This window comes from Micromonospora sp. NPDC004551 (assembly GCF_040609975.1).
In the GTDB taxonomy this organism is placed as follows: domain Bacteria; phylum Actinomycetota; class Actinomycetes; order Mycobacteriales; family Micromonosporaceae; genus Micromonospora.
Window position 1 is genome coordinate 159,285 of sequence record NZ_JBEXLM010000015.1, and the last position, 18,494, is coordinate 177,778.

Annotated in this window: 18 protein-coding genes and 1 pseudogene; 12 read left to right on the forward strand and 7 right to left on the reverse strand. The window is 73.7% G+C overall.

What is annotated here, in order from left to right; all coding sequences use genetic code 11:
* Positions 1–27: 27 nt before the first annotated feature.
* From tsaE to ABZW14_RS19565, 9 genes are all read left to right on the forward strand, one after another.
* Positions 28–510, forward strand: coding sequence for a tRNA (adenosine(37)-N6)-threonylcarbamoyltransferase complex ATPase subunit type 1 TsaE (gene tsaE / locus ABZW14_RS19525; RefSeq protein ID WP_355348070.1), 483 nt, complete (start codon positions 28–30; stop codon positions 508–510).
* A 62-nt stretch (positions 511–572) separates the two neighbouring features.
* On the forward strand, positions 573–1,274 hold the full coding sequence (ung, locus tag ABZW14_RS19530) for a uracil-DNA glycosylase (protein WP_355348073.1): 702 nt from the start codon (positions 573–575) through the stop codon (positions 1,272–1,274).
* Positions 1,275–1,352: 78 nt separating this feature from the next.
* Positions 1,353–2,201 carry a maleylpyruvate isomerase family mycothiol-dependent enzyme gene (locus tag ABZW14_RS19535; RefSeq protein WP_355348076.1) on the forward strand — a complete coding sequence of 283 codons (849 nt, stop codon included), beginning with the start codon at positions 1,353–1,355 and terminating at the stop codon, positions 2,199–2,201.
* A 60-nt stretch (positions 2,202–2,261) separates the two neighbouring features.
* Positions 2,262–2,939: a tRNA (adenosine(37)-N6)-threonylcarbamoyltransferase complex dimerization subunit type 1 TsaB gene (tsaB, locus tag ABZW14_RS19540; protein WP_355348079.1), complete on the forward strand. Its 678-nt coding sequence runs from the start codon at positions 2,262–2,264 to the stop codon at positions 2,937–2,939.
* Positions 2,936–3,388 carry a ribosomal protein S18-alanine N-acetyltransferase gene (rimI, locus tag ABZW14_RS19545; protein WP_355348082.1) on the forward strand — a complete coding sequence of 151 codons (453 nt, stop codon included), beginning with the start codon at positions 2,936–2,938 and terminating at the stop codon, positions 3,386–3,388. Before tsaB ends, rimI begins: the two co-directional genes overlap by 4 nt.
* A 5-nt stretch (positions 3,389–3,393) precedes the next feature.
* Positions 3,394–4,440 carry a tRNA (adenosine(37)-N6)-threonylcarbamoyltransferase complex transferase subunit TsaD gene (tsaD, locus tag ABZW14_RS19550; RefSeq protein ID WP_355348085.1) on the forward strand — a complete coding sequence of 349 codons (1,047 nt, stop codon included), beginning with the start codon at positions 3,394–3,396 and terminating at the stop codon, positions 4,438–4,440.
* An 18-nt stretch (positions 4,441–4,458) separates the two neighbouring features.
* Positions 4,459–4,713: a hypothetical protein gene (locus ABZW14_RS19555; protein WP_091262671.1), complete on the forward strand. Its 255-nt coding sequence runs from the start codon at positions 4,459–4,461 to the stop codon at positions 4,711–4,713.
* A 72-nt stretch (positions 4,714–4,785) separates the two neighbouring features.
* Positions 4,786–6,492 (forward strand): ABC transporter ATP-binding protein, encoded by a 1,707-nt coding sequence (locus ABZW14_RS19560; protein ID WP_355348088.1) that lies wholly within the window; start codon positions 4,786–4,788, stop codon positions 6,490–6,492.
* Positions 6,489–8,246, forward strand: coding sequence for an ABC transporter ATP-binding protein (locus ABZW14_RS19565; RefSeq protein WP_355348091.1), 1,758 nt, complete (start codon positions 6,489–6,491; stop codon positions 8,244–8,246). Before ABZW14_RS19560 ends, ABZW14_RS19565 begins: the two co-directional genes overlap by 4 nt.
* 49 nt (positions 8,247–8,295) lie before the next feature.
* On the opposite strand, the gene ABZW14_RS19570 is transcribed toward ABZW14_RS19565, so the two are convergent.
* The 7 genes from ABZW14_RS19570 to ABZW14_RS19600 form a co-directional block, all read right to left on the reverse strand.
* Positions 8,296–9,033 carry a DUF4142 domain-containing protein gene (locus tag ABZW14_RS19570; protein WP_355348094.1) on the reverse strand — a complete coding sequence of 246 codons (738 nt, stop codon included), beginning with the start codon at positions 9,031–9,033 and terminating at the stop codon, positions 8,296–8,298.
* Positions 9,034–9,156: 123 nt separating this feature from the next.
* Positions 9,157–10,338 carry an ROK family protein gene (locus ABZW14_RS19575; RefSeq protein WP_355348097.1) on the reverse strand — a complete coding sequence of 394 codons (1,182 nt, stop codon included), beginning with the start codon at positions 10,336–10,338 and terminating at the stop codon, positions 9,157–9,159.
* A 25-nt stretch (positions 10,339–10,363) separates the two neighbouring features.
* Positions 10,364–11,623 carry an ABC transporter permease gene (locus ABZW14_RS19580; RefSeq protein ID WP_355348100.1) on the reverse strand — a complete coding sequence of 420 codons (1,260 nt, stop codon included), beginning with the start codon at positions 11,621–11,623 and terminating at the stop codon, positions 10,364–10,366.
* Complete coding sequence (locus ABZW14_RS19585) at positions 11,620–12,435, reverse strand: ATP-binding cassette domain-containing protein (protein ID WP_091262662.1); 816 nt, start codon at positions 12,433–12,435, stop codon at positions 11,620–11,622. The genes ABZW14_RS19580 and ABZW14_RS19585 overlap by 4 nt, the downstream gene beginning before the upstream one ends.
* A gap of 107 nt (positions 12,436–12,542) precedes the next feature.
* Entirely contained in the window at positions 12,543–13,643 is a 1,101-nt protein-coding gene (locus tag ABZW14_RS19590) for a substrate-binding domain-containing protein (protein ID WP_355348103.1), read from the reverse strand.
* Between the two features lie 211 nt (positions 13,644–13,854).
* Complete coding sequence (gene ybaK, locus ABZW14_RS19595; RefSeq protein WP_355348106.1) at positions 13,855–14,334, reverse strand: Cys-tRNA(Pro) deacylase; 480 nt, start codon at positions 14,332–14,334, stop codon at positions 13,855–13,857.
* A gap of 47 nt (positions 14,335–14,381) precedes the next feature.
* Positions 14,382–15,569, reverse strand: coding sequence for a methyltransferase domain-containing protein (locus tag ABZW14_RS19600; protein WP_355348127.1), 1,188 nt, complete (start codon positions 15,567–15,569; stop codon positions 14,382–14,384).
* 256 nt (positions 15,570–15,825) lie between these two features.
* Here ABZW14_RS19600 and groES point away from each other — a divergent pair, with 256 nt between their 5' ends.
* The 3 genes and pseudogenes from groES to ABZW14_RS19615 form a co-directional block, all read left to right on the forward strand.
* Positions 15,826–16,140 (forward strand): co-chaperone GroES, encoded by a 315-nt coding sequence (gene groES, locus ABZW14_RS19605; RefSeq protein ID WP_018222648.1) that lies wholly within the window; start codon positions 15,826–15,828, stop codon positions 16,138–16,140.
* 70 nt (positions 16,141–16,210) lie between these two features.
* Positions 16,211–17,854 carry a chaperonin GroEL gene (groL, locus tag ABZW14_RS19610; RefSeq protein ID WP_355348109.1) on the forward strand — a complete coding sequence of 548 codons (1,644 nt, stop codon included), beginning with the start codon at positions 16,211–16,213 and terminating at the stop codon, positions 17,852–17,854.
* Between the two features lie 125 nt (positions 17,855–17,979).
* Positions 17,980–18,494 (forward strand): annotated as a pseudogene (locus tag ABZW14_RS19615) (molybdopterin-binding oxidoreductase); the annotation flags it as partial.

Below are 18,494 nucleotides of genomic sequence, written 5' to 3' on the forward strand. Positions count from 1 at the left end.
CCCGCAGTCGCGAGCCGAGGTGACGCTGTGAGTGTGGTGCTGGAGCTCAAGACGATCGACGACACCCACGAGTTCGGCCGCCGGCTGGCCGGGGTGCTGCGCGCCGGTGACCTGCTGCTGCTCAGCGGTCCGCTGGGTGCCGGCAAGACGGCGCTGACCCAGGGCATCGGCGCCGGCCTCGGTGTGCGTGGCGACATCACCTCGCCGACCTTCGTGATCGCCCGGGTGCACCGGCCGGATCCCGCCCGGGGCGGCCGGGTGACCCTGGTGCACGCCGACGCGTACCGGCTGGGGGAGTCGGCCGACCCGCGCGCCGAGATCGACGACCTGGACCTGGACGCCTCGGTGGACGAGGCGGTCACCGTGGTCGAGTGGGGCGAGGGGATGGTCGAGCAGTTGGTCGACGCCCACCTGCGGGTACGCATCGACCGGCGGGACGACGACACCCGGGTGGTCACCCTGGAGCCGGTCGGCGGCGACTGGGCGCGGCGCCTGGCCACCCTGGACTGAACCCTTGTCGTACCCGCTGCCTACAGTGCCGGGGACCGACCAGACGCGGTGAAAGGTTGCCGATGCCCCACGACGCTCCCACCCTCGACCTGCTGGCGCTCCTGCCGGACGCCTGGCGGGCGGCGCTCACCCCGCACCTCGACCCGGCCCGCACCGCGGCGCTGGCCGAGTTCGTCGCCGGGGAATACGCCACCGGCACGGTCTTCCCGCCGGTCGAGGACCTGTTCTCGGCCTACCGCCTGTGCGGGCCGGCGGAGACCCGGGTGCTGATCCTGGGGCAGGACCCCTACCACCGGGCGGGGCAGGCGCACGGGCTGAGCTTCAGCGTGCGCGAGGGGGTGGCGGTGCCGCCGTCGCTGCGCAACGTCTTCAAGGAGCTGGGCGAGGACCTGGGCGTGCCGAAGCCGGCCGGCGGCAACCTGAGCGGCTGGGCGGCGCAGGGCGTGCTGCTGCTCAACGCGGTGCTGACCGTCCGGCAGGCCACCCCGGGCTCGCACGCCAACAAGGGCTGGGAGGAGTTCACCGACGCCACCATCCGGGCCCTCGACGCGCTCGACCAGCGGGTGGTCTTCCTGCTCTGGGGCGGCTACGCCCGCAAGAAGGCCGCCCTGGTCACCAACCCGAACCACGTGGTGCTGGAGGCCGGCCACCCGAGCCCCATGAACCCGCGCGGCTTCCTGGGCAGCCGCCCGTTCAGCGCGGCCAACAAAGCGCTCGCCGACGCCGGCCTGCCCACCGTCGACTGGGAGCGCACCGCCGGCTGACCATCGACGCAGGGCTGTCGTCGCGTGGCGGACGGTAGTAGGCTCTGCCCCGTTCGTGCCCCGAGCGCGGAGGTGGCGGTGGCGTCGACCATCAGCTCGGACGGCTGGTCGGGGGCGCCGGCGGCGCTGGCGGAGACCGCCGACCGGTTCCTGGCGCTGGCCCGTTCCGTCCCGCCCGGCACCATGGCCACCGCCGACTGGACGGCCGCCGACACCCTGGCGCACGTGGCTGCGATCGCCCGGCTCTATGTCGGGCTCGTCGACCCGACCGTCGGGCCGTTGCCGATTCCCGGGCTCGGCGAGCGGCTTCCGCTGGTCACCGTCGACACCGTGGCCGACGCCAACGACCTGGTGCTGCGGCACCTGACCGAGCGGGATCCGGCGCTCCTGGTCGACCGGCTGGGTCGCGACGTCGACCGGCTGCTGGGGGCCTGCGCCGACCGTGGCCCCGACGAGGTGGTCCCGTGGCTCGGCGACGCCCGGGTGCCGCTCGCCGGCCTCCTCGCGCACCTGGTCAACGAGCTGCTGCTGCACGGCTGGGACCTGGCCCGGGCCGTGGGCCGGCCGTGGCCGGTCCCGGCCCGGGACGCGGTGCTCTTCCTCCACCTCTTCCTGGCCGGGGTGATCCGGCACGGCTACGGGCGGCTGCTCGACGGGGTCGACGCGCCGCGCCGACGGATCGTGGTGCGGTTCGCCTCGGCGTACGCGGCGCCGCTGACGCTGGCGCTGGCCGGCGGGCGGGTGCGGTTCGCCGCCCCCGACGAGCGGCCGGACGTGCGGGTCCGTTTCGACCCGGCGACGCTCAACCTGATGATGTTCGGGCGGGTCAGCCGGGCCCGTGCCCTGCTCACCGGCCGGGTCCGGGTCACCGGTCCACGCCCCTGGCTGCTGCCCCGCTTTCTCCGGGTCTTCCGCACCCCGAGCTGAGCGGTCCCCGGGGAGGGGCGTCACCGCCGGTAACCGGCGCGGCGACTAGGCTGGCATACCGTGCTCGTACTCGTGGTGGACTCCTCGACGCCCGCGGTGACCGCGGCGCTGGTCGAGGTCTCGGCGGACGGCGTCGCGGCCCGCGCGCAGCGGTGCACGGTCGACGCCCGGGCGCACGGCGAGCTGCTCGCCCCGCAGGTCGACGCGGTGCTGGCCGACGTCGGCGCCCGCCCCGCCGACCTGGCGGCGATCGTCGCCGGGCTCGGCCCCGGGCCGTTCACCGGGCTGCGGGTCGGCCTGGTCACGGCCGCCACCATGGGCCAGGTGCTCGGCATCCCGACGTACGGGGTCTGCTCGCTCGACGGGATCGGCCACCCGGCGGCCGCCGGCGAGCCGGTCCTGGCCGCCGGCGACGCCCGCCGCCGGGAGGTCTACTGGGCCGTATACGACGGCGCCGGCCAGCGCATCGCCGGGCCGAACGTGGACGCCCCGGCGGTCGCCGCCGAGCGGGCCCGGGAGCTGGCCGTCACGGTCGCGGTCGGTGACGGCGCGCACCGGTACGCCGACGTCCTCGGCCTGCCGGTCCGGGAGGAGCCGCGCTACCCGGACGCCCTGACGCTGGCCCGCCTGGCCGCCGAGCGGATCCGCGCGGGCGCCCCCGGCGAGCCGCTCACCCCGCTCTACCTGCGCCGCCCGGACGCGGTGGCGGCCACCGGCCACAAGCCGGTCCTGCAATGAGCCAGGTCCGACTGGGCCGGTTCCGCTGGTGGCACGTCGACGAGGTGCTGCCCCTGGAGGCGGACCTGTTCGGCGCCGAACGGTGGTCCCCGGCGATGTTCTGGAACGAACTGGCCAACGGCCACCACTACCTGGTCGCCACCGACGACGACGGCACCGTGCTCGGCTACGCCGGGCTGATGGTGGCGCCGCCCGACGAGGCGTGGGTGCAGAACATCGCGGTCCGCCGGGACGCCCAGCGCCGGGGGATCGGCCGGCTGCTGCTGGAGGCGCTGCTGGCCGAGGCGGCCCGGCGCGGGGTGCGCAGCACGCTGCTGGAGGTCGCCGCCGACAACGCCCCCGCTCAGCGGCTCTACGCGATGTACGGCTTCGAGCCGATCGGCGTGCGCCGCGGCTACTACCAACCGAGCAACACCGACGCGCTGGTCATGCAGCGCAACGAGGACTGACGCGCATGGCTGACGAACCACTGATCCTCGGCATCGAGACCTCCTGCGACGAGACCGGGGTGGGCATCGTCCGCGGGCACACCCTGCTCGCTGACGCGCTGGCCTCCAGCGTCGAGGAGCACGCCCGGTTCGGCGGCGTGGTGCCCGAGGTGGCCAGCCGTGCCCACCTGGAGGCCATCGTGCCGACCATGGACCGGGCGCTGCGCGAGGCCGGGGTGACGATCGCCGACATCGACGCGATCGCCGTGACCTCCGGGCCGGGCCTGGCCGGCGCGCTGCTCGTCGGGGTCGCCGCCGCCAAGGGGTACGCGGTGGCCGCCGAGAAGCCGGTGTACGGGGTGAACCACCTCGCCGCGCACGTGGCCGTGGACACCCTGGAGCACGGTCCGCTCCCCGAGCCGGCCATCGCCCTCCTGGTCTCCGGCGGGCACTCCTCGCTGCTGCGCGTCGACGACCTGGCCCGGGAGGTCACCCCGCTCGGCGCGACGATCGACGACGCGGCCGGCGAGGCGTTCGACAAGGTGGCTCGGCTGCTCGGGCTGCCCTTCCCGGGCGGCCCGTTCATCGACCGGGAGGCGCGGGCCGGCGACCCGGCGGCGATCGCCTTCCCGCGCGGGCTGACCGCGCCGAAGGACCTGGCCGGGCACCGCTTCGACTTCTCCTTCTCCGGGCTGAAGACGGCGGTGGCCCGCTGGGTGGAGGCCCGGCAGCGGGCCGGCGAGCCGGTGCCGGTGGCCGACGTGGCCGCGTCCTTCCAGGAGGCGGTGTGCGACGTGCTGGTCGGCAAGGCGCTGGACGCCTGCCGCACCAGCGGCATCGACACGCTGGTGATCGGCGGTGGGGTGGCGGCCAACTCGCGGCTGCGGGCGATGGCCGAGCAGCGGGCGGCGAAGCACGGCGTCCGGGTGCGTACGCCCCGGCCGAAGCTCTGCACCGACAACGGCGCCATGGTGGCCGCGCTCGGCTCGCACCTGGTCGCCGCGGGTGTCGCCCCGAGCCGGCTGGACCTGCCGGCCGACTCCGCGATGCCGCTGACCGTGGTCAGCGTCTGAGGCGGGGAGGGGACCGACGTGATCGTCCGGATGTGGGAGGCGAAGGCCGAGCCGTACGGCTTCGCAGACCTGATCACCTGGGTGTGCGAGACCGCACTGCCCGAGTTCGAGCACGAGCCGCTGCACCTGTCCAGCGAGGTGTTCTCCTCCACCGACCACCGGGTGGTGGTGATCTCGAAGTGGCGGAGCAACCCGCGCGAGTTGCCCGAGCCGCCCATGCGGCTGGTCGCCCGCCCGCCGCACAGCTGGGACTTCACCCAGGTCGATCGCTGACCCGGCAGGCTGCCTGACCGGCGGGAAACTGGTTGGCGTCCGGCCGGGCCCGGCACCTAGCGTCGGGTGGTCATGCGCTTCTCACCCGCCGGCGATCCCGGCACCCCCGACGCCCGGTCCGCCACCCGTTACCTGGTCTGGCTCGCCGGTCGGCGTCCCCTGTACTTCGGCGCCGCCATCACCCTCGGCGTCATCTGGATGGTGGCCCAGGCTCTGATGCCGGCCGCCGTCGGCCGGGCCGTCGACGCCGGCCTGGCCCACCGCGACCCGGATGCCCTGCTCCGTTGGGGTCTCGTGCTGCTCGGGCTGGGCGTCGTCCAGGCGGTGGCCGGCATCCTGCGGCACCGCTGCGCCGTGCACAACTGGCTCGGCGCCGCGTACCGGACCGTGCAGGTCACCGTGGACGCCACCAACCGGCTCGGCGCCGCCCTGCCCCGCCGGGTCGCCGCGGGCGAGGTGGTGAGCATCGGTACGGCCGACATCGAGCACATCGGCAGCGCGATCGACATCACCGCCCGGGGCACCGGCGCGGTGGTCGCCATCGCCACCGTGTCCGTGATCCTGCTCACCGCCTCCCTGCCGCTCGGCCTTGTGGTGGTGCTCGGGGTGCCGCTGCTCATGGCGCTGGTGGCGCTGCTGATCCGGCCGCTGCACCGGCAGCAGGCGGCGTACCGCGAATCGACCGGCGAGCTGACCGCCCGGGCCGGTGACATCGTCTCGGGGTTGCGGGTGCTGCGCGGAGTGGGCGGCGAGCCGGTGCTGGGCGCCCGCTACCAGGAGCAGTCCCAGGCGCTGCGGGCGAACGGCCTGCGGGTGGCCCGGGTGGAGTCACTGATCCAGGCCGCCCAGATCCTGCTGCCCGGCGTCTTCGTGGTGCTGGTGACCTGGCTCGGGGCCCGGTTCGCGCTGCGCGGCGAGATCAGCGCGGGCCAGCTCGTCTCGTTCTACGGCTACACGGCGTTCCTGGTCAGCCCGTTGCGCAACCTCACCGAGGCGGCCGACAAGCTGACCCGGGGGCACGTCGCGGCCCGCCGGGTGGTGCGGCTGCTCCGCCTCGCCCCGGAGTTCACCGACCCGGCCCGCCCGGTGCCGGTGCCCGAGGGGCCGGGCGAGCTGGTGGACGTGCGCTCCGGGCTGGTGCTGCGGCCGGGCCGGCTCACCGCGCTGGCCGCCACCGCGCCCGAGGACGCCACCGAGATCGCCGACCGGCTGGGCCGGTACGCCGACGGCGACGTGACGCTGCACGGCGTACCGCTGCGGGACGTGGCGCTGGCGACGGTGCGCGAGCGGATCCTGGTGGCCGACAACGACGCGCAGCTGTTCAGCGGCGCGCTCCGCACGGAGCTCGACCCGCACGACCGGGGTGAGAGCCGGGCGGTCGAGGCGGCGCTGGTGGCGGCGAGCGCGACGGACATCGTCGAGGCGCTGCCCGGCGGCCTGGACGGCCCGGTCGCCGAGCGCGGCCGAGAGTTCTCCGGCGGTCAGCGGCAGCGGCTGCGGCTGGCCCGGGCGCTGGTCGCCGACCCGGAGACGCTGATCCTGGTCGAGCCGACCAGCGCGGTGGACGCGCACACCGAGGCGCGGATCGCCGACCGGCTGGCCGACGCGCGGCGCGGCCGGACGACGCTGGTCTGCACCACCAGCCCCCTGGTGCTCGGCCGCGCCGAGCACGTGGTCTTCGTGGAGGACGGCAAGGTGATCGCCGAGGGCCGACACGACGAGCTGCTCGCCGCCGAGCCCCGGTACCGGGCCACGGTGAGCCGGGAGGAGGACCGGTGAGCAACGCCCTGCCCGTCGCCGACGCGCAACAGGTCCGCCGGTACGCGCGAGAGCTGTTCCGCCGGCACCCGCGCGGCCTGGCCGCCGCGCTCGGCCTGCACGCGCTCGCCGCGGCCGCCGGCCTGGTCGCGCCCCGGCTCCTCGGCGACCTCGTCGAGGGAATCTCGCGCGGGGTCGGCGCGGTCACCGTCGACCGGATCGCCCTGGCCATCGCCGGGTTCGTGGTCGCCCAGTCGGTGCTGGTCCGCTTCGCCCACCTGGCCTCGGCCCGGCTCGGCGAGCGGGTCCTCGCCGAGCTGCGCGAGGAGTTCGTCGACCGGGTGCTGGCCCTGCCGCTGTCCACCGTGGAGCGCGCCGGCACCGGCGACCTGCTCACCCGCACCTCCCGGGACGTCGCCGCGCTGTCCCGGACGGTCCGGTTCGCCGCACCGGAGACGCTGATCGCGGCGGTCACCGTGCTGCTGATCCTCGGCGCCGTGGTGCTGACCGGCCCGCTGCTGGTGCTGCCCTGCCTGCTCGCGGCGCCGATGCTGGTCGCCGGCACCCGCTGGTACCTGCGCCGGGCGCCGGCCGGCTACCTGCGGGAGAACGCCGCGTACTCCGACATCACCGACGGGATCAGCGAGACGGTCGAGGGGGCCCGCACCACCGAGGCGCTGCGCCAGCAGGCCCGCCGCCGGGCCCGCACCGACGCCGACATCCGCCGGTCGTACGCGGCCGAGTACTACACGCTGAACCTGCGGACGGTCTTCTTCCCGGTCGCCGAGATCGGCTACCTGCTGCCGGTGGTCGGCACGCTGCTGCTCGGCGGCTGGTTCTACCTGAAGGGCTGGGTCAGCCTCGGGCAGGTCACCGCGGCCACCCTCTACGCCCAGCAGCTGGTGGACCCGGTCGACCGGCTGCTGTCCTGGCTGGACGAGTTCCAGGTCGGCGGCGCCTCGCTGGCCCGGCTGCTCGGCGTGGCCGAACCCGCCGACAAGCCGGCCGAGGCCGCCGACAAGCCGGCCGAGGCCGCCGCCGGGTCGCCCGACCGTCGGCTCGCCGCCCACGAAGTCCGGTACGCGTACCGCGCCGGCCACGACGTGCTGCACGGGGTGACCCTGGTACCCCGGCCGGGGGAGAAGCTGGCCATGGTCGGCCCGTCCGGCGCGGGGAAGTCCACCCTGGGCCGGCTGCTGGCCGGGGTGCACGCCCCGCGCGCCGGCACGGTCTCCGTGGACGGTCGGCCGCTCACCGGGCTGCCCCTGGCCGAGCTGCGCACCCACGTCGCGCTGGTCAGCCAGGAGCACCACGTCTTCATCGGCACCCTGGCCGACAACGTGGCGATGGTCCGCCCGGACGCCGGTCCCGCCGAGGTACGCGCGGCGCTGGCCGCGGTCGACGCGCTGGAGTGGGCGGAGGCGCTGCCGGACGGGCTGGACACCCGGGTCGGCGCGGGCGGGCACCCGCTCTCGCCGGCCCAGGCGCAGCAGCTCGCGCTGGCCCGGCTGGTGCTCGCCGACCCGCACACCCTGGTGCTGGACGAGGCCACCTCGCTGATCGACCCGCGGGCGGCCCGGGCGCTGGAGCGCTCGCTGGCCGCCGTGCTCCAGGGCCGCACCGTCATCGCCATCGCGCACCGGCTCTTCTCCGCGCACGACGCGGACCGGGTGGCGGTGGTCGAGGACGGCCGGATCACCGAGCTGGGGTCGCACGACGAGCTGGTCGCGGCGGGCGGCTCGTACGCGGCCCTCTGGCGGTCCTGGCACGGCTGAGGGAAGGGCCCCCACCGGGCGCACCGGTGGGGGGCCTCGCGCGGCGCGGTCAGGAGCGGCGGAGCAGCCGCCAGGTCGCGTACCCCCCGGTGGCCAGGGCGAGCAGGAAGACGGCCCACACGAGGGTGGTGCTGACCTGGGTCCCGCCGGTGCTGCCGACGTTGGCCCCGGCGGCGGCGATCAGTGAATCGCTCTGCGCCGGGGGCATCGCGGGAGGCGGAAGCTGCTGCCAGCGCACCAGCCCGGTGCTCTCCAGCATCAGCATGTGATTGGTGACGAAGGTGTTCGTCTGGTCGGCGAGCTTGCGCACGATCGGATCCCGGGTGCTGGCCCGGACCGCGCCGATGACCGGGAAGATGTTGCCGTGCGCGACCCGTAGCCGGGTGACGAAGATCTGGTCGAACTGGGCGCCGGTGGCGTTCTGCATCTCGGTCAGCCAGCCCTGCTGCTGGGTGGTCGGTGTGGTCGGCAGCGTGGCGCCCAGCTTGTTCGCGGCCTCGACCACGAGCTGGTCGAGCACGCCGTGCTGTCGCGCGATCTCCGCGCCGATCTCCCGTACCCGCTTGGACTGGCCCTTCTCGGCGGCCATCTGCCCGGCCGGCATCTCCCAGAGCCCGGCCAGCCGTACGCCGTTGAGCAGCGTCATGTCGGCGGCGTTGAGCTGCACACCGGGGTTGGGTGCGGCCAGCGCCGCGCCGGGAAGGACGCCGATTCCCGCGGCGAGCGCGACGAGCAGCAGGATCACCCGGTGCGCCAGCCGGCGGCGTGCGGATTCCAGCGGTGCCATGGTTGCGGTGCCTCCTCGGTCCGGACCGGTACGCGGGATGGCGCGACGGCCGCACCCGCGGCCGTCCGTCCGCCCACTGGTACGGACCGCGAGCCGATTCAGTTCACCGGGACCGGCGGCCGGTCAGCTGACGTCGAGCGGGTCCGCGAGGAGCCGTTCGAAGGCCAGCTCGGCGGCGCCGATCAGCGCCGCGTCGTCACCGAGCTTCGGGGTGCGCAGCCGCACGTGCTCCAGGCAGGCGGGCAGACCGTTGGAGTTGAGCCGGCTGCGCACCTGGGCCGCGGCGGCCAGGTAGAGGTCGCGCATCGTGCCGCCGAAGATGACCATCTCCGGGTTGAAGATGTTGACCAGGTTGGCCACGCCGAAGCCGAGCCAGTCGCCGGCCTGCCGCACCGCGGTCTGTGCCCGCGCGTCGCCCCGGTCCGCGGCGTCGAAGACGGCCAGCAGGGCCTCCCGGCCCCGCGCGTCGGAGCGGCCGGCCGCCCGGAGCAGCCCGTGCTCGCCGATCTCGGTCTCCCAGCAGCCGCGCCGCCCGCAGTCGCACCGCACCCCGTCGCGGACCACCACCATGTGGCCGACCTCGCCGCTGTAGCCGCCGTGCCCGGTGAGCCGCCGCCCGCCGGCGATGATGCCGGCGCCGACGCCGACGTCCCCGTAGAGGTAGATGACGTTGTCGCACCCGGCCGCGACGCCCCGGGCGTGCTCGGCGAAGGCGGCCACGTCGGCCACGTTGCCCACCGTGATGGGCACGTCGACGCCCAGCTCGGCGGCGAGCGCGGCGCCGATAGGCTCGTCCACCCAGCCGGTGGTCGGGCTGAGCCGGACCAGCCCGTCCTCGCGGCGGACCATCCCGCAGACCGCCACGCCGGCCCCCACGCAGATGGAGTCGGGCGGCACCGACCGATGCATCTCCCGGACCGCGTCGGCCAGCAGCGGGGCGGCCTCCCCGGCGACCAGGTTCCGCGGCCGTTCCAGCTCCCGGCGGTCGAGCACCTCACCGCCGAGCCCGACCCGCGCGGCCCGCAGCCGGTCCACCTCGACGCTGTACGCGTACGCGTAGACCCGGGCCGACTCGGGCCGGACGACCAGCGACGGTCGTCCGGCCCGGCCGGTCTCCTTCGGCGTCCCCTCACTGACCAGACCGGCGCCGGCCAGGTCGGCGGTCAGCGCGCCGATGGTGCTGCGGTTGAGGCCGAGCGCGGTCGTCAGCTCCGCGCGGGTGGTGGCCCCCCGCACGTGCACGTAGCGGAGCAACGCGCCCAGGTTCTGCCGGCGGATCTCGTCCTGGCTCGGTCCCGCACGCATCGCCACCGTCATGTCCGTGCCGGGTTCAGCGGGTGCCCGTGGCGGCGGCCCGCCGCCGGGACAGCGCGTCGATCGTGGCGGCGGCGAGCAGCACCACGCCGGTGACCACGTACTTCACGCCCGAGCTGTAACCCATCAGTCCCATACCGTTGTCGATGACCGCGACCACCGCGCCACCGAGCACGGCGTCGAGGACCCGGCCCTTGCCGCCGAAGAGGCTGGTGCCGCCGATCACCGCCGCGCCGACGGCGTAGAGCAGTACGTTACTGCCACCGGTGTTGGGGTCGACCGAGTTGGCCCGGCTGGCCGCCACGATGCCGCCGATCGCCGCCATCGTGGAGCAGATGACGAAGACGGAGATGCGGATCCGGTCGACGTTGATGCCGGCCCGGCGGGCGGCCTCGGCGTTGCCGCCGACCGCGTAGACGTGCCGGCCGTAGCTGGTGCGCTGGAGCACGAAGGTCCAGAGCACCAGCAGCACCGCGATGATCGGCACCACGATCGGCACGCCCTTGAGCGAGACGACCAGCACGTTGCGGCTGCGCTCCAGGTTGAGCACGTAGACCGCGAGGCCGAGGATGACGGCGAGGCCGGCGATCCGGGCGAGCACCACCGCGATCGGGTCGGTGAGCAGGCCGCGCGCGGCGCGGTTGCGGTGCCGCAGCAGTTGCGCGGCCGCGTACCCGGCGACGGCCACGGCGGCGAGCGCCCAGCCGAGCGCGGGGGAGAGGTTGCGGTTGGCGATGGCCAGGAGGACGTCGTCCCGCACCGAGATGTTGGAGCCCTCCTTCATGAGCATCAGGACGATGCCCTGGAAGGCGAGGAAGCCGGCCAGGGTGACCACGAAGGAGGGGATGCCGACCTTTGCGACCAGGAGGCCGAGCCCGATGCCGATGGCCAGGCCGGTGGCGACGGCGGCGAGCACGGCGACGTACCACGGGTAGCCGAGTTCGGTGACGACGTTGGCGAGGATGGCCGCGCAGACGCCGCTCGCGAAGCCGGCGGAGAGGTCGATCTCGCCGAGGAGCAGGACGAAGACCAGGCCCATCGCGATCAGGGTGACCGCGGCGCCCTGCGTGAACAGGTTGGCGAAGTTGCCGGCCGTGAAGAACGTCGGGCGGGCGATCGAGAAGCCGACGGCCAGCGCGAGGAGCATGAACACGGCGGGCAGCGCGCCGATGTCGCCGCCGCGTACCCGGCGCCAGTAGTTGTTGAAGTGGGTGCCGACGGTGGGCGCCGGCGCGACCGCGGCGGGGCCCTCCTTCTTGACGGCGGTGGTGGTCATCGGACGGCTCCTGGAGTCGTGTCGGCGGGCGCGGCGCCGGTGCCGTTGCTGCCCGTGTCGGCGAGGCCGAGGTTGCCGGAGCGACCGGCGGTGATCAGCTCGACCACCTGCGAGTGCGTGATGTCGCTGGTCTTCACCTGGGCGACCATCTGGCCGAGGTAGAGGGCGGCGATGCGGTCGGAGACCGCGAAGACGTCGTTCATGTTGTGCGAGATCAGCACCACGGCCAAGCCGTTGTCGGCGAGCCGGCGGACCAGCTCCAGCACCTGGGCGGTCTGCGCGACGCCGAGGGCGGCGGTGGGCTCGTCGAGGATGACCAGCTTGCTGTTCCAGAGCACCGCCTTGGCGATGGCCACGGTCTGCCGCTGCCCGCCGGAGAGGCTGGACACGTGCTGGCGCAGCGACTTGACGGTCCGGACGCTGAGCCCGGCCAGGGTCTCGGCGGCCATCTGTTCCATGGTCGGCTCGTCGAGCACGATGCCGCTGCGCTTCTCCCGGCCGAGGAACATGTTCTGCACGATGTCGAGGTTGTCGCAGAGCGCGAGGTCCTGGTAGACGACCTCGATGCCCAGCGCGGCGGCGTCCCGGGGGCTGTTGATGCTCACCGGCCGGCCGTCGAAGTGGAACTCACCGGCGTCGGTGGGATGGATGCCGCTGATGCACTTGACCAGGGTCGACTTGCCGGCGCCGTTGTCGCCGACCAGCGCGGTCACCTCGCCGGGGTACGCGGCGAAGGCCACGTCGCGCAGCACCTGGACGGGACCGAAGCTCTTGTCGATCCCGCGTAGCTCCAGCAGGGGGGTTGCGGACACGGGGTTCTCCTTGGGAACGGAGGGGAGGTCTCGGATCCCGTCCGGGCGTGGGCGCCGCCCGGCACGGGTGTCCGTGCCGGGCGGCGCCGCCTGGAGCGGGGGATGGGTCAGCTGATGCCGGCGTCGGTGCAGAGCTTGGCGAAGTTGCCGGTGCAGAGCTCGTCCTTGGTGACGTAGCCGTCGGCCACGACGTCCTTGACGTTGTCCTTGTAGATCGCCTTCGGCTCCAGCAGGACGGCCGGGACGTCCCGTCCGCCCTCCGGGTCCTTGACGGTCTGGCCGGTGTCCTTCTTCTGGCCCTTGGCGAGCCCGATGGCCAGCTCGGCGGCGGCGTCCGCCTCCTTCTTGACCGCCTTGTAGACCGTCATGCACTGGTCGCCCACGAGGATGTTCTGCAGGCCCTCCTTGGTGGCGTCCTGACCGGTCACCGGGACCTTGCCGTTGAGCTTGTTCTTCTTCAGCACCGAGATGGCCGCGTTGCCGAGGCCGTCGTTGGCGGCCAGCACCCCGTCGATCTTGCCGCGGGCCTTGGTGAGCTGCTGCTCGAAGATCGTGGCGGCCTGCGCGTTGTCCCAGGCCGGCACGGAGTCGTCGGCGACCTTGGTGTACTCCTTCGAGTCGAACTTCGGCTTGAGCACCGAGTCGTACCCGTTCTTGAACAGGGTCGCGTTGTTGTCGGTCGGCGAGCCGTTGAGGTAGGCGATCGAGGGGTTCTTGGCGCCCTTGTCGGTCAGGCACTTGCTCAGGCCCTCGCCCTGGAGCTTGCCGACCGCCTCGTTGTCGAAGCTGACGTAGTACTGGGCGGAGCCGCCCAGGGTCAGCCGGTCGTAGTCGATGGTGGCGACGCCCTGCGACTTGGCCTTGTCGAGCACCGCCTTGCCGGTGCCGGAGTCCAGGTTGACGATCATCAGCACGTTGACGCCGTTGGTGATCATCTGGTCGGCGATGGTCTGGAAGGCGTTCTTGTCGTTCTGCGCGTTCTGGATGTCGGACTCGACGCCCGCCGCGTCGAACGCCTCCTTGAGGTACTTGCGGTCCGCGCCCTCCCAACGGGCGGAGGACTTGCTGTCGGGGAGGATGACGCCGATCTTCGGCTTCTTGTCCGTCGAGCCGCCGGTCTGGTCGGAACCGCCGTCGTCACCGCAGGCGGCCATGCTGCCGGTCGCGAGAAGACCGACGGCCGCGAAGGTGAGGAAGCCCTTGCGCATATGCATGGGTCCTTTCGGGGGTTGGGGGAGTTGTTGTGCGGTGTTTTGTTGTGCCCGGCAACGTATTCCCCCGCTCCGGAGTGGCGCAAGAGAGCCGAGGTCAGAAGTTTGTTGGCGGCAGTAACAATTCAGCAACGCAAGTGACACCCCGCCGTCACGCCCGGAGAGCGCTCCCCCGGAAGCGCTCCCAGTTTTCCGCTGGTGGGACGGGTCAGCGGGTGGCGATCGGCGCCGTCACGGCCCCGGTCAACGCGACCAGGTCGGCGGGGGCGAGTTGCAGTTGCAGTCCGCGGCGACCCGCCGAGACGTAGACCGTCGGATGGTCCAGCGCGGAGGCGTCGACGACGGTGGGCAGCCGCTTGCGCTGGCCGAGCGGGCTGATGCCGCCGCGGACGTACCCGGTGGCCCGCTCGGCCACCGTCCGGTCCGCCATGGCCGCCCGCTTGCCGCCGACCGCGGCGGCGAGAGCCTTGAGGTCCAGCTCGCCGGTGACCGGCACGACCGCCACGGTCAGCCCGCCGTCGACCTCGGTGACCAGCGACTTGAACACCCGGGCCGGTGGCACCCCGAGGGCCGCCGCGACCAGCGCGCCGTAGTTCGGCGCGTCCGGCGAGACGTCGTACGGGTGGGTGCTGTGCGTGATCTTCCGCTTGGTCAGCAGTGCCGTCGCCGGAGTGCCCTGTCCCGCCATGAGCGACAAGCTAACCCGCCCCGGCCTGCCGGGCGACTGCGAAACCGTCAGGCGGGAAGCGGCCGGCAGAGCAGCACGGTCGGCGCACCGGCCACCCGGGTCAGCACCAGGCTGGCCGCCGCGTCGCCGGCCAGCTTCAGGTCCCGCCGCAGCTTCTCCGGCTCCAATGCCGAGCCGCGCTTGAGGATCTCGACCCGGCCGACACCGCGCTCCCGCAGCAGGGCGCGCAGCCGCTTCAGCGAGAACGGCAGCACGTCGGTGATCTCCAGGCGGCGGGCGAACGGGGTCGGCCGGGCCTCGTCGCCGTACAGGTAGGCGATGCTCGGGTCGGCCAGCGTCGCGTCGAGGTCACCGGCCAGCTCGGCGACCAGGTGCGCGCGCACCACCGCGGGATCCGGGTCGTAGAGGAAGCGGCGGGCGGCTCCCACCGGCGCCTCGGCGGCACCGCTGCCGGTGAGCACATGGATGGTGTCTCCCCGGAGCACGGTGGCGCGGCGCGGCACCTCGGCCAGCGCGCCGCACCACAGCGCCGCCTCGACCAGATCGCCGTCGACGCTCACCCACTCGGCCTCGGCGCCCGGCGGGATCAGCGCGTGATCCAGCCCCGGGGCCACCTTCACGACCGTGTGGGGCACCCGCTCGGCCAGCCCGGTGACGAAGTCCCAGGGCGGCGAGTAGGAGTTCGGGTCGAAGATCCGCCGGCCGGTGCCGGCCTTCCGGCGGGCCGGGTCGCAGAACACCCCGCCGACCCGGGTCACGTCGAACGCCGTCGCGTCCCCGCACTCCACGGTGAACCGGTCGGCCAGCCCGGCCGCCTCGGCGTTCGCGGCGGCCATCGCGGCGGTCAGCGGGTCGGCCTCCACGCCGTACACCCGGATCCCGGCGCGGGCCGCGGCGAGCGCGTCCGCCCCCAGGCCGCACCCCAGGTCGGCGAGCGTCGCCACGCCCGCGGCGCGCAGGCGCTCCGCCCGGCGCCGGGCCACGACCCCCCGCGTGGCCTGCTCCAGCCCTGCCCGGGTGAGGAACATGGCACCCGCCGCGGCGCCGAACTTGCCGGCCGCGCGGCGGCGCAGCTCCGCCTGGGTCAGCGCCGCCGCCGCCAGCTCGGCCGGCACCCCGGCCGAGCGGAGCGCCGCCGCCGCCGTCAGCGGGTCGCCGCCGGCCACCCGCGCCGCCGCGTCGAGCGCGGCCGACCCCTCGGGGGTACGCAGGGCGCCGAACTGTTCCAGGTCCACCCCGGCATTCTCCCGGCCCGCGTCCGGGCGGCGACACGGGACGTGGTGCATTGGCACTCTCCTTGACGGAGTGCTAGCCGAGGAATAACCTGCGATTAGCACTCTCACCCTGAGGGTGCCAACGCCCGGGCCCTGGTGTCCGGGGGTTGAACGCCAGGCGGACCGGCACCCGCGACGACGGCCCCGCCCGGTGGCATGTGGCAGATTGACGCCGGTCGTACGCGACCGGCAACGACACCAAGTACCCCAGGAGGGTATGCCCGTGACTACCGCGACCAAGGTTGCGATCAAGCCGCTCGAGGACCGCATCGTGGTCCAGGCGAACGAGGCCGAGACCACCACCGCCTCGGGCATCGTGATCCCCGACACCGCCAAGGAGAAGCCGCAGGAGGGCACCGTCCTCGCTGTCGGCCCGGGCCGGATCGACGACAAGGGCAACCGCGTGCCGATCGACGTCAAGGTCGGCGACACCGTCCTCTACTCGAAGTACGGCGGCACCGAGGTCAAGTACGCCGGCGAGGAGTACCTGGTGCTCTCCGCCCGCGACGTCCTCGCGGTCATCGAGAAGTAAGCAACCGATCAGTGTCGCTGCCCCGGTCCGGCTCGCCGGGCCGGGGCAGCGTCGCTTCGAAGGGATACAGATGGCGAAGATCCTGAGCTTCTCGGACGACGCCCGGCACCTGCTGGAGCACGGTGTCAACGCCCTCGCGGACGCGGTCAAGGTCACTCTCGGCCCGCGCGGGCGCAACGTCGTCCTGGACAAGAAGTTTGGTGCGCCCACGATCACCAACGACGGCGTGACGATCGCCAAGGAGATCGAGCTCACCAACCCCTACGAGAACCTCGGCGCGCAGCTGGTCAAGGAGGTGGCGACCAAGACCAACGACGTCGCCGGCGACGGGACCACCACCGCGACCGTGCTGGCCCAGGCCATGGTCCGCGAGGGCCTGCGCAACGTGGCCGCCGGAGCCAACCCGACCGGCCTCAAGCGGGGCATCGACGCGGCGGCCGCCAAGGTCTCCGAGGCGCTGCTCGGCCGGGCCGTCGAGGTGGCCGACAAGGAGTCGATCGCGCACGTCGCGACGATCTCTGCGCAGGACGCCACCATCGGCGAGCTGATCGCCGAGGCGATGGAGCGGGTCGGCCGCGACGGTGTCATCACCGTCGAGGAGGGCTCCGCGCTGACCACCGAGCTCGAGGTCACCGAGGGCCTCCAGTTCGACAAGGGCTTCATCTCGCCGAACTTCGTCACCGACGTGGAGGGGCAGGAGGCGGTCCTGGAGGACCCGTACATCCTGATCACCACGCAGAAGATCTCGGCGATCGAGGAGCTGCTGCCGCTGCTGGAGAAGGTCCTCCAGAACAACAAGCCGCTGCTCATCATCGCCGAGGACGTCGAGGGCCAGGCCCTGTCCACGCTGGTGGTCAACGCGATCCGCAAGACCGTCAAGGTCTGCGCCGTGAAGGCCCCCGGCTTCGGCGACCGCCGCAAGGCGATGCTCCAGGACATGGCGATCCTGACCGGCGCCGAGCTGGTCGCCCCGGAGCTGGGCTACAAGCTCGACCAGGTCGGCCTGGAGGTGCTCGGCACCGCCCGCCGCGTGGTGGTCGACAAGGAGAACACCACGGTCGTCGACGGTGGCGGCCAGTCCGCCGAGGTCGCGGACCGGGTCGCCCAGATCCGCAAGGAGATCGAGGCCTCGGACTCCGAGTGGGACCGGGAGAAGCTGGCCGAGCGGCTGGCGAAGCTCTCCGGGGGCATCGCGGTGATCAAGGCCGGCGCGGCCACCGAGGTCGAGATGAAGGAGCGCAAGCACCGCATCGAGGACGCGATCTCGGCGACCAAGGCCGCGGTCGAGGAGGGCACGGTCCCGGGCGGCGGCGCCGCCCTGACCCAGATCCTGCCGGTGCTCGACGACGACCTGGGCTTCACCGGTGACGAGAAGGTCGGCGTCTCGATCGTGCGCAAGGCGCTGGTCGAGCCGCTGCGCTGGATCGCCCAGAACGCCGGCCACGACGGCTACGTGGTGGTGCAGAAGGTCGCCGGCCAGGAGTGGGGCAACGGCCTCAACGCCGCCAACGGCGAGTACGTGGACCTGGTCAAGTCCGGCATCCTCGACCCGGTGAAGGTGACCCGCAACGCGGTCACCAACGCCGCGTCGATCGCCGGCCTGCTGCTCACCACCGAGAGCCTGGTGGTGGAGAAGCCGGAGAAGGCCGAGCCGGCCGACGCCGGACACGGCCACGGCCACGGGCACGGCCACCAGCACGGCCCGGGCTTCTGATCCTGAGCCGCACGGCCTGACGTCAGGGCACACCGCCGACCCGGCGGTGTGCCCTGACCCGTTTCCTCTTACGGAACGCTGACGAGGTTGGCGGCCGCCCGCTCCGACCGACGAGACTGGTCGCCGTGAGCAGCATGTCGCGCGGCCGGGCCGCGCTGGCCGGGGTCACGGCCGCAGCCGTCGCGATCGGCGTCGCCGAACCGGTGGCGGTCCTCGCCGGCCCCCGGTCCGCCCCCCTGATCGCGGTCGGCGGCCTGGTCGTCGACGTGGTGCCCGAGCCGCTCAAGCAGTTCGCCATCGCGGTCTTCGGCACGTACGACAAGATCGCCCTGCTGACCGGCACGGCGGTGCTGCTGGCCGCGATCGCCGCGCTGCTCGGTGTGCTGGCGGTCCGGCGGCTCCGGCTCGGCGTGGCCGGCATCGCCGCGTTCGCCGCCCTCGGGGTGGCCGCCGCCCTGACCCGGGCCGGCGCGGACGCCCTCGACGCGCTGCCCTCCCTGGTCGGCGGCGCACTGGGGGCGCTCACGCTGTGGGCGTTCGTCGCCGGTCCGCTCCGCGGGCCCACGCAGCCCGGGCCGTCCGGGCCCACGCAGCCCGGGCCGTCCGGGCCCACGCAGCCCGGGCCGTCCGGGCCCACGCG

Coding starts and splice junctions, on each gene's coding strand:
- ABZW14_RS19580 (WP_355348100.1), bottom strand. CDS start 11,623: ATGACCACCACCGCCGTCAAGAAGGAGGGCCCCGCCGCGGTCGCGCCG.
- groES (WP_018222648.1), top strand. CDS start 15,826: ATGCCCGTGACTACCGCGACCAAGGTTGCGATCAAGCCGCTCGAGGAC.
- ABZW14_RS19570 (WP_355348094.1), bottom strand. CDS start 9,033: ATGGCACCGCTGGAATCCGCACGCCGCCGGCTGGCGCACCGGGTGATC.
- ybaK (WP_355348106.1), bottom strand. CDS start 14,334: ATGGCGGGACAGGGCACTCCGGCGACGGCACTGCTGACCAAGCGGAAG.
- groL (WP_355348109.1), top strand. CDS start 16,211: ATGGCGAAGATCCTGAGCTTCTCGGACGACGCCCGGCACCTGCTGGAG.
- ung (WP_355348073.1), top strand. CDS start 573: ATGCCCCACGACGCTCCCACCCTCGACCTGCTGGCGCTCCTGCCGGAC.
- ABZW14_RS19560 (WP_355348088.1), top strand. CDS start 4,786: ATGCGCTTCTCACCCGCCGGCGATCCCGGCACCCCCGACGCCCGGTCC.
- ABZW14_RS19575 (WP_355348097.1), bottom strand. CDS start 10,338: ATGCGTGCGGGACCGAGCCAGGACGAGATCCGCCGGCAGAACCTGGGC.
- rimI (WP_355348082.1), top strand. CDS start 2,936: ATGAGCCAGGTCCGACTGGGCCGGTTCCGCTGGTGGCACGTCGACGAG.
- ABZW14_RS19590 (WP_355348103.1), bottom strand. CDS start 13,643: ATGCGCAAGGGCTTCCTCACCTTCGCGGCCGTCGGTCTTCTCGCGACC.
- tsaD (WP_355348085.1), top strand. CDS start 3,394: ATGGCTGACGAACCACTGATCCTCGGCATCGAGACCTCCTGCGACGAG.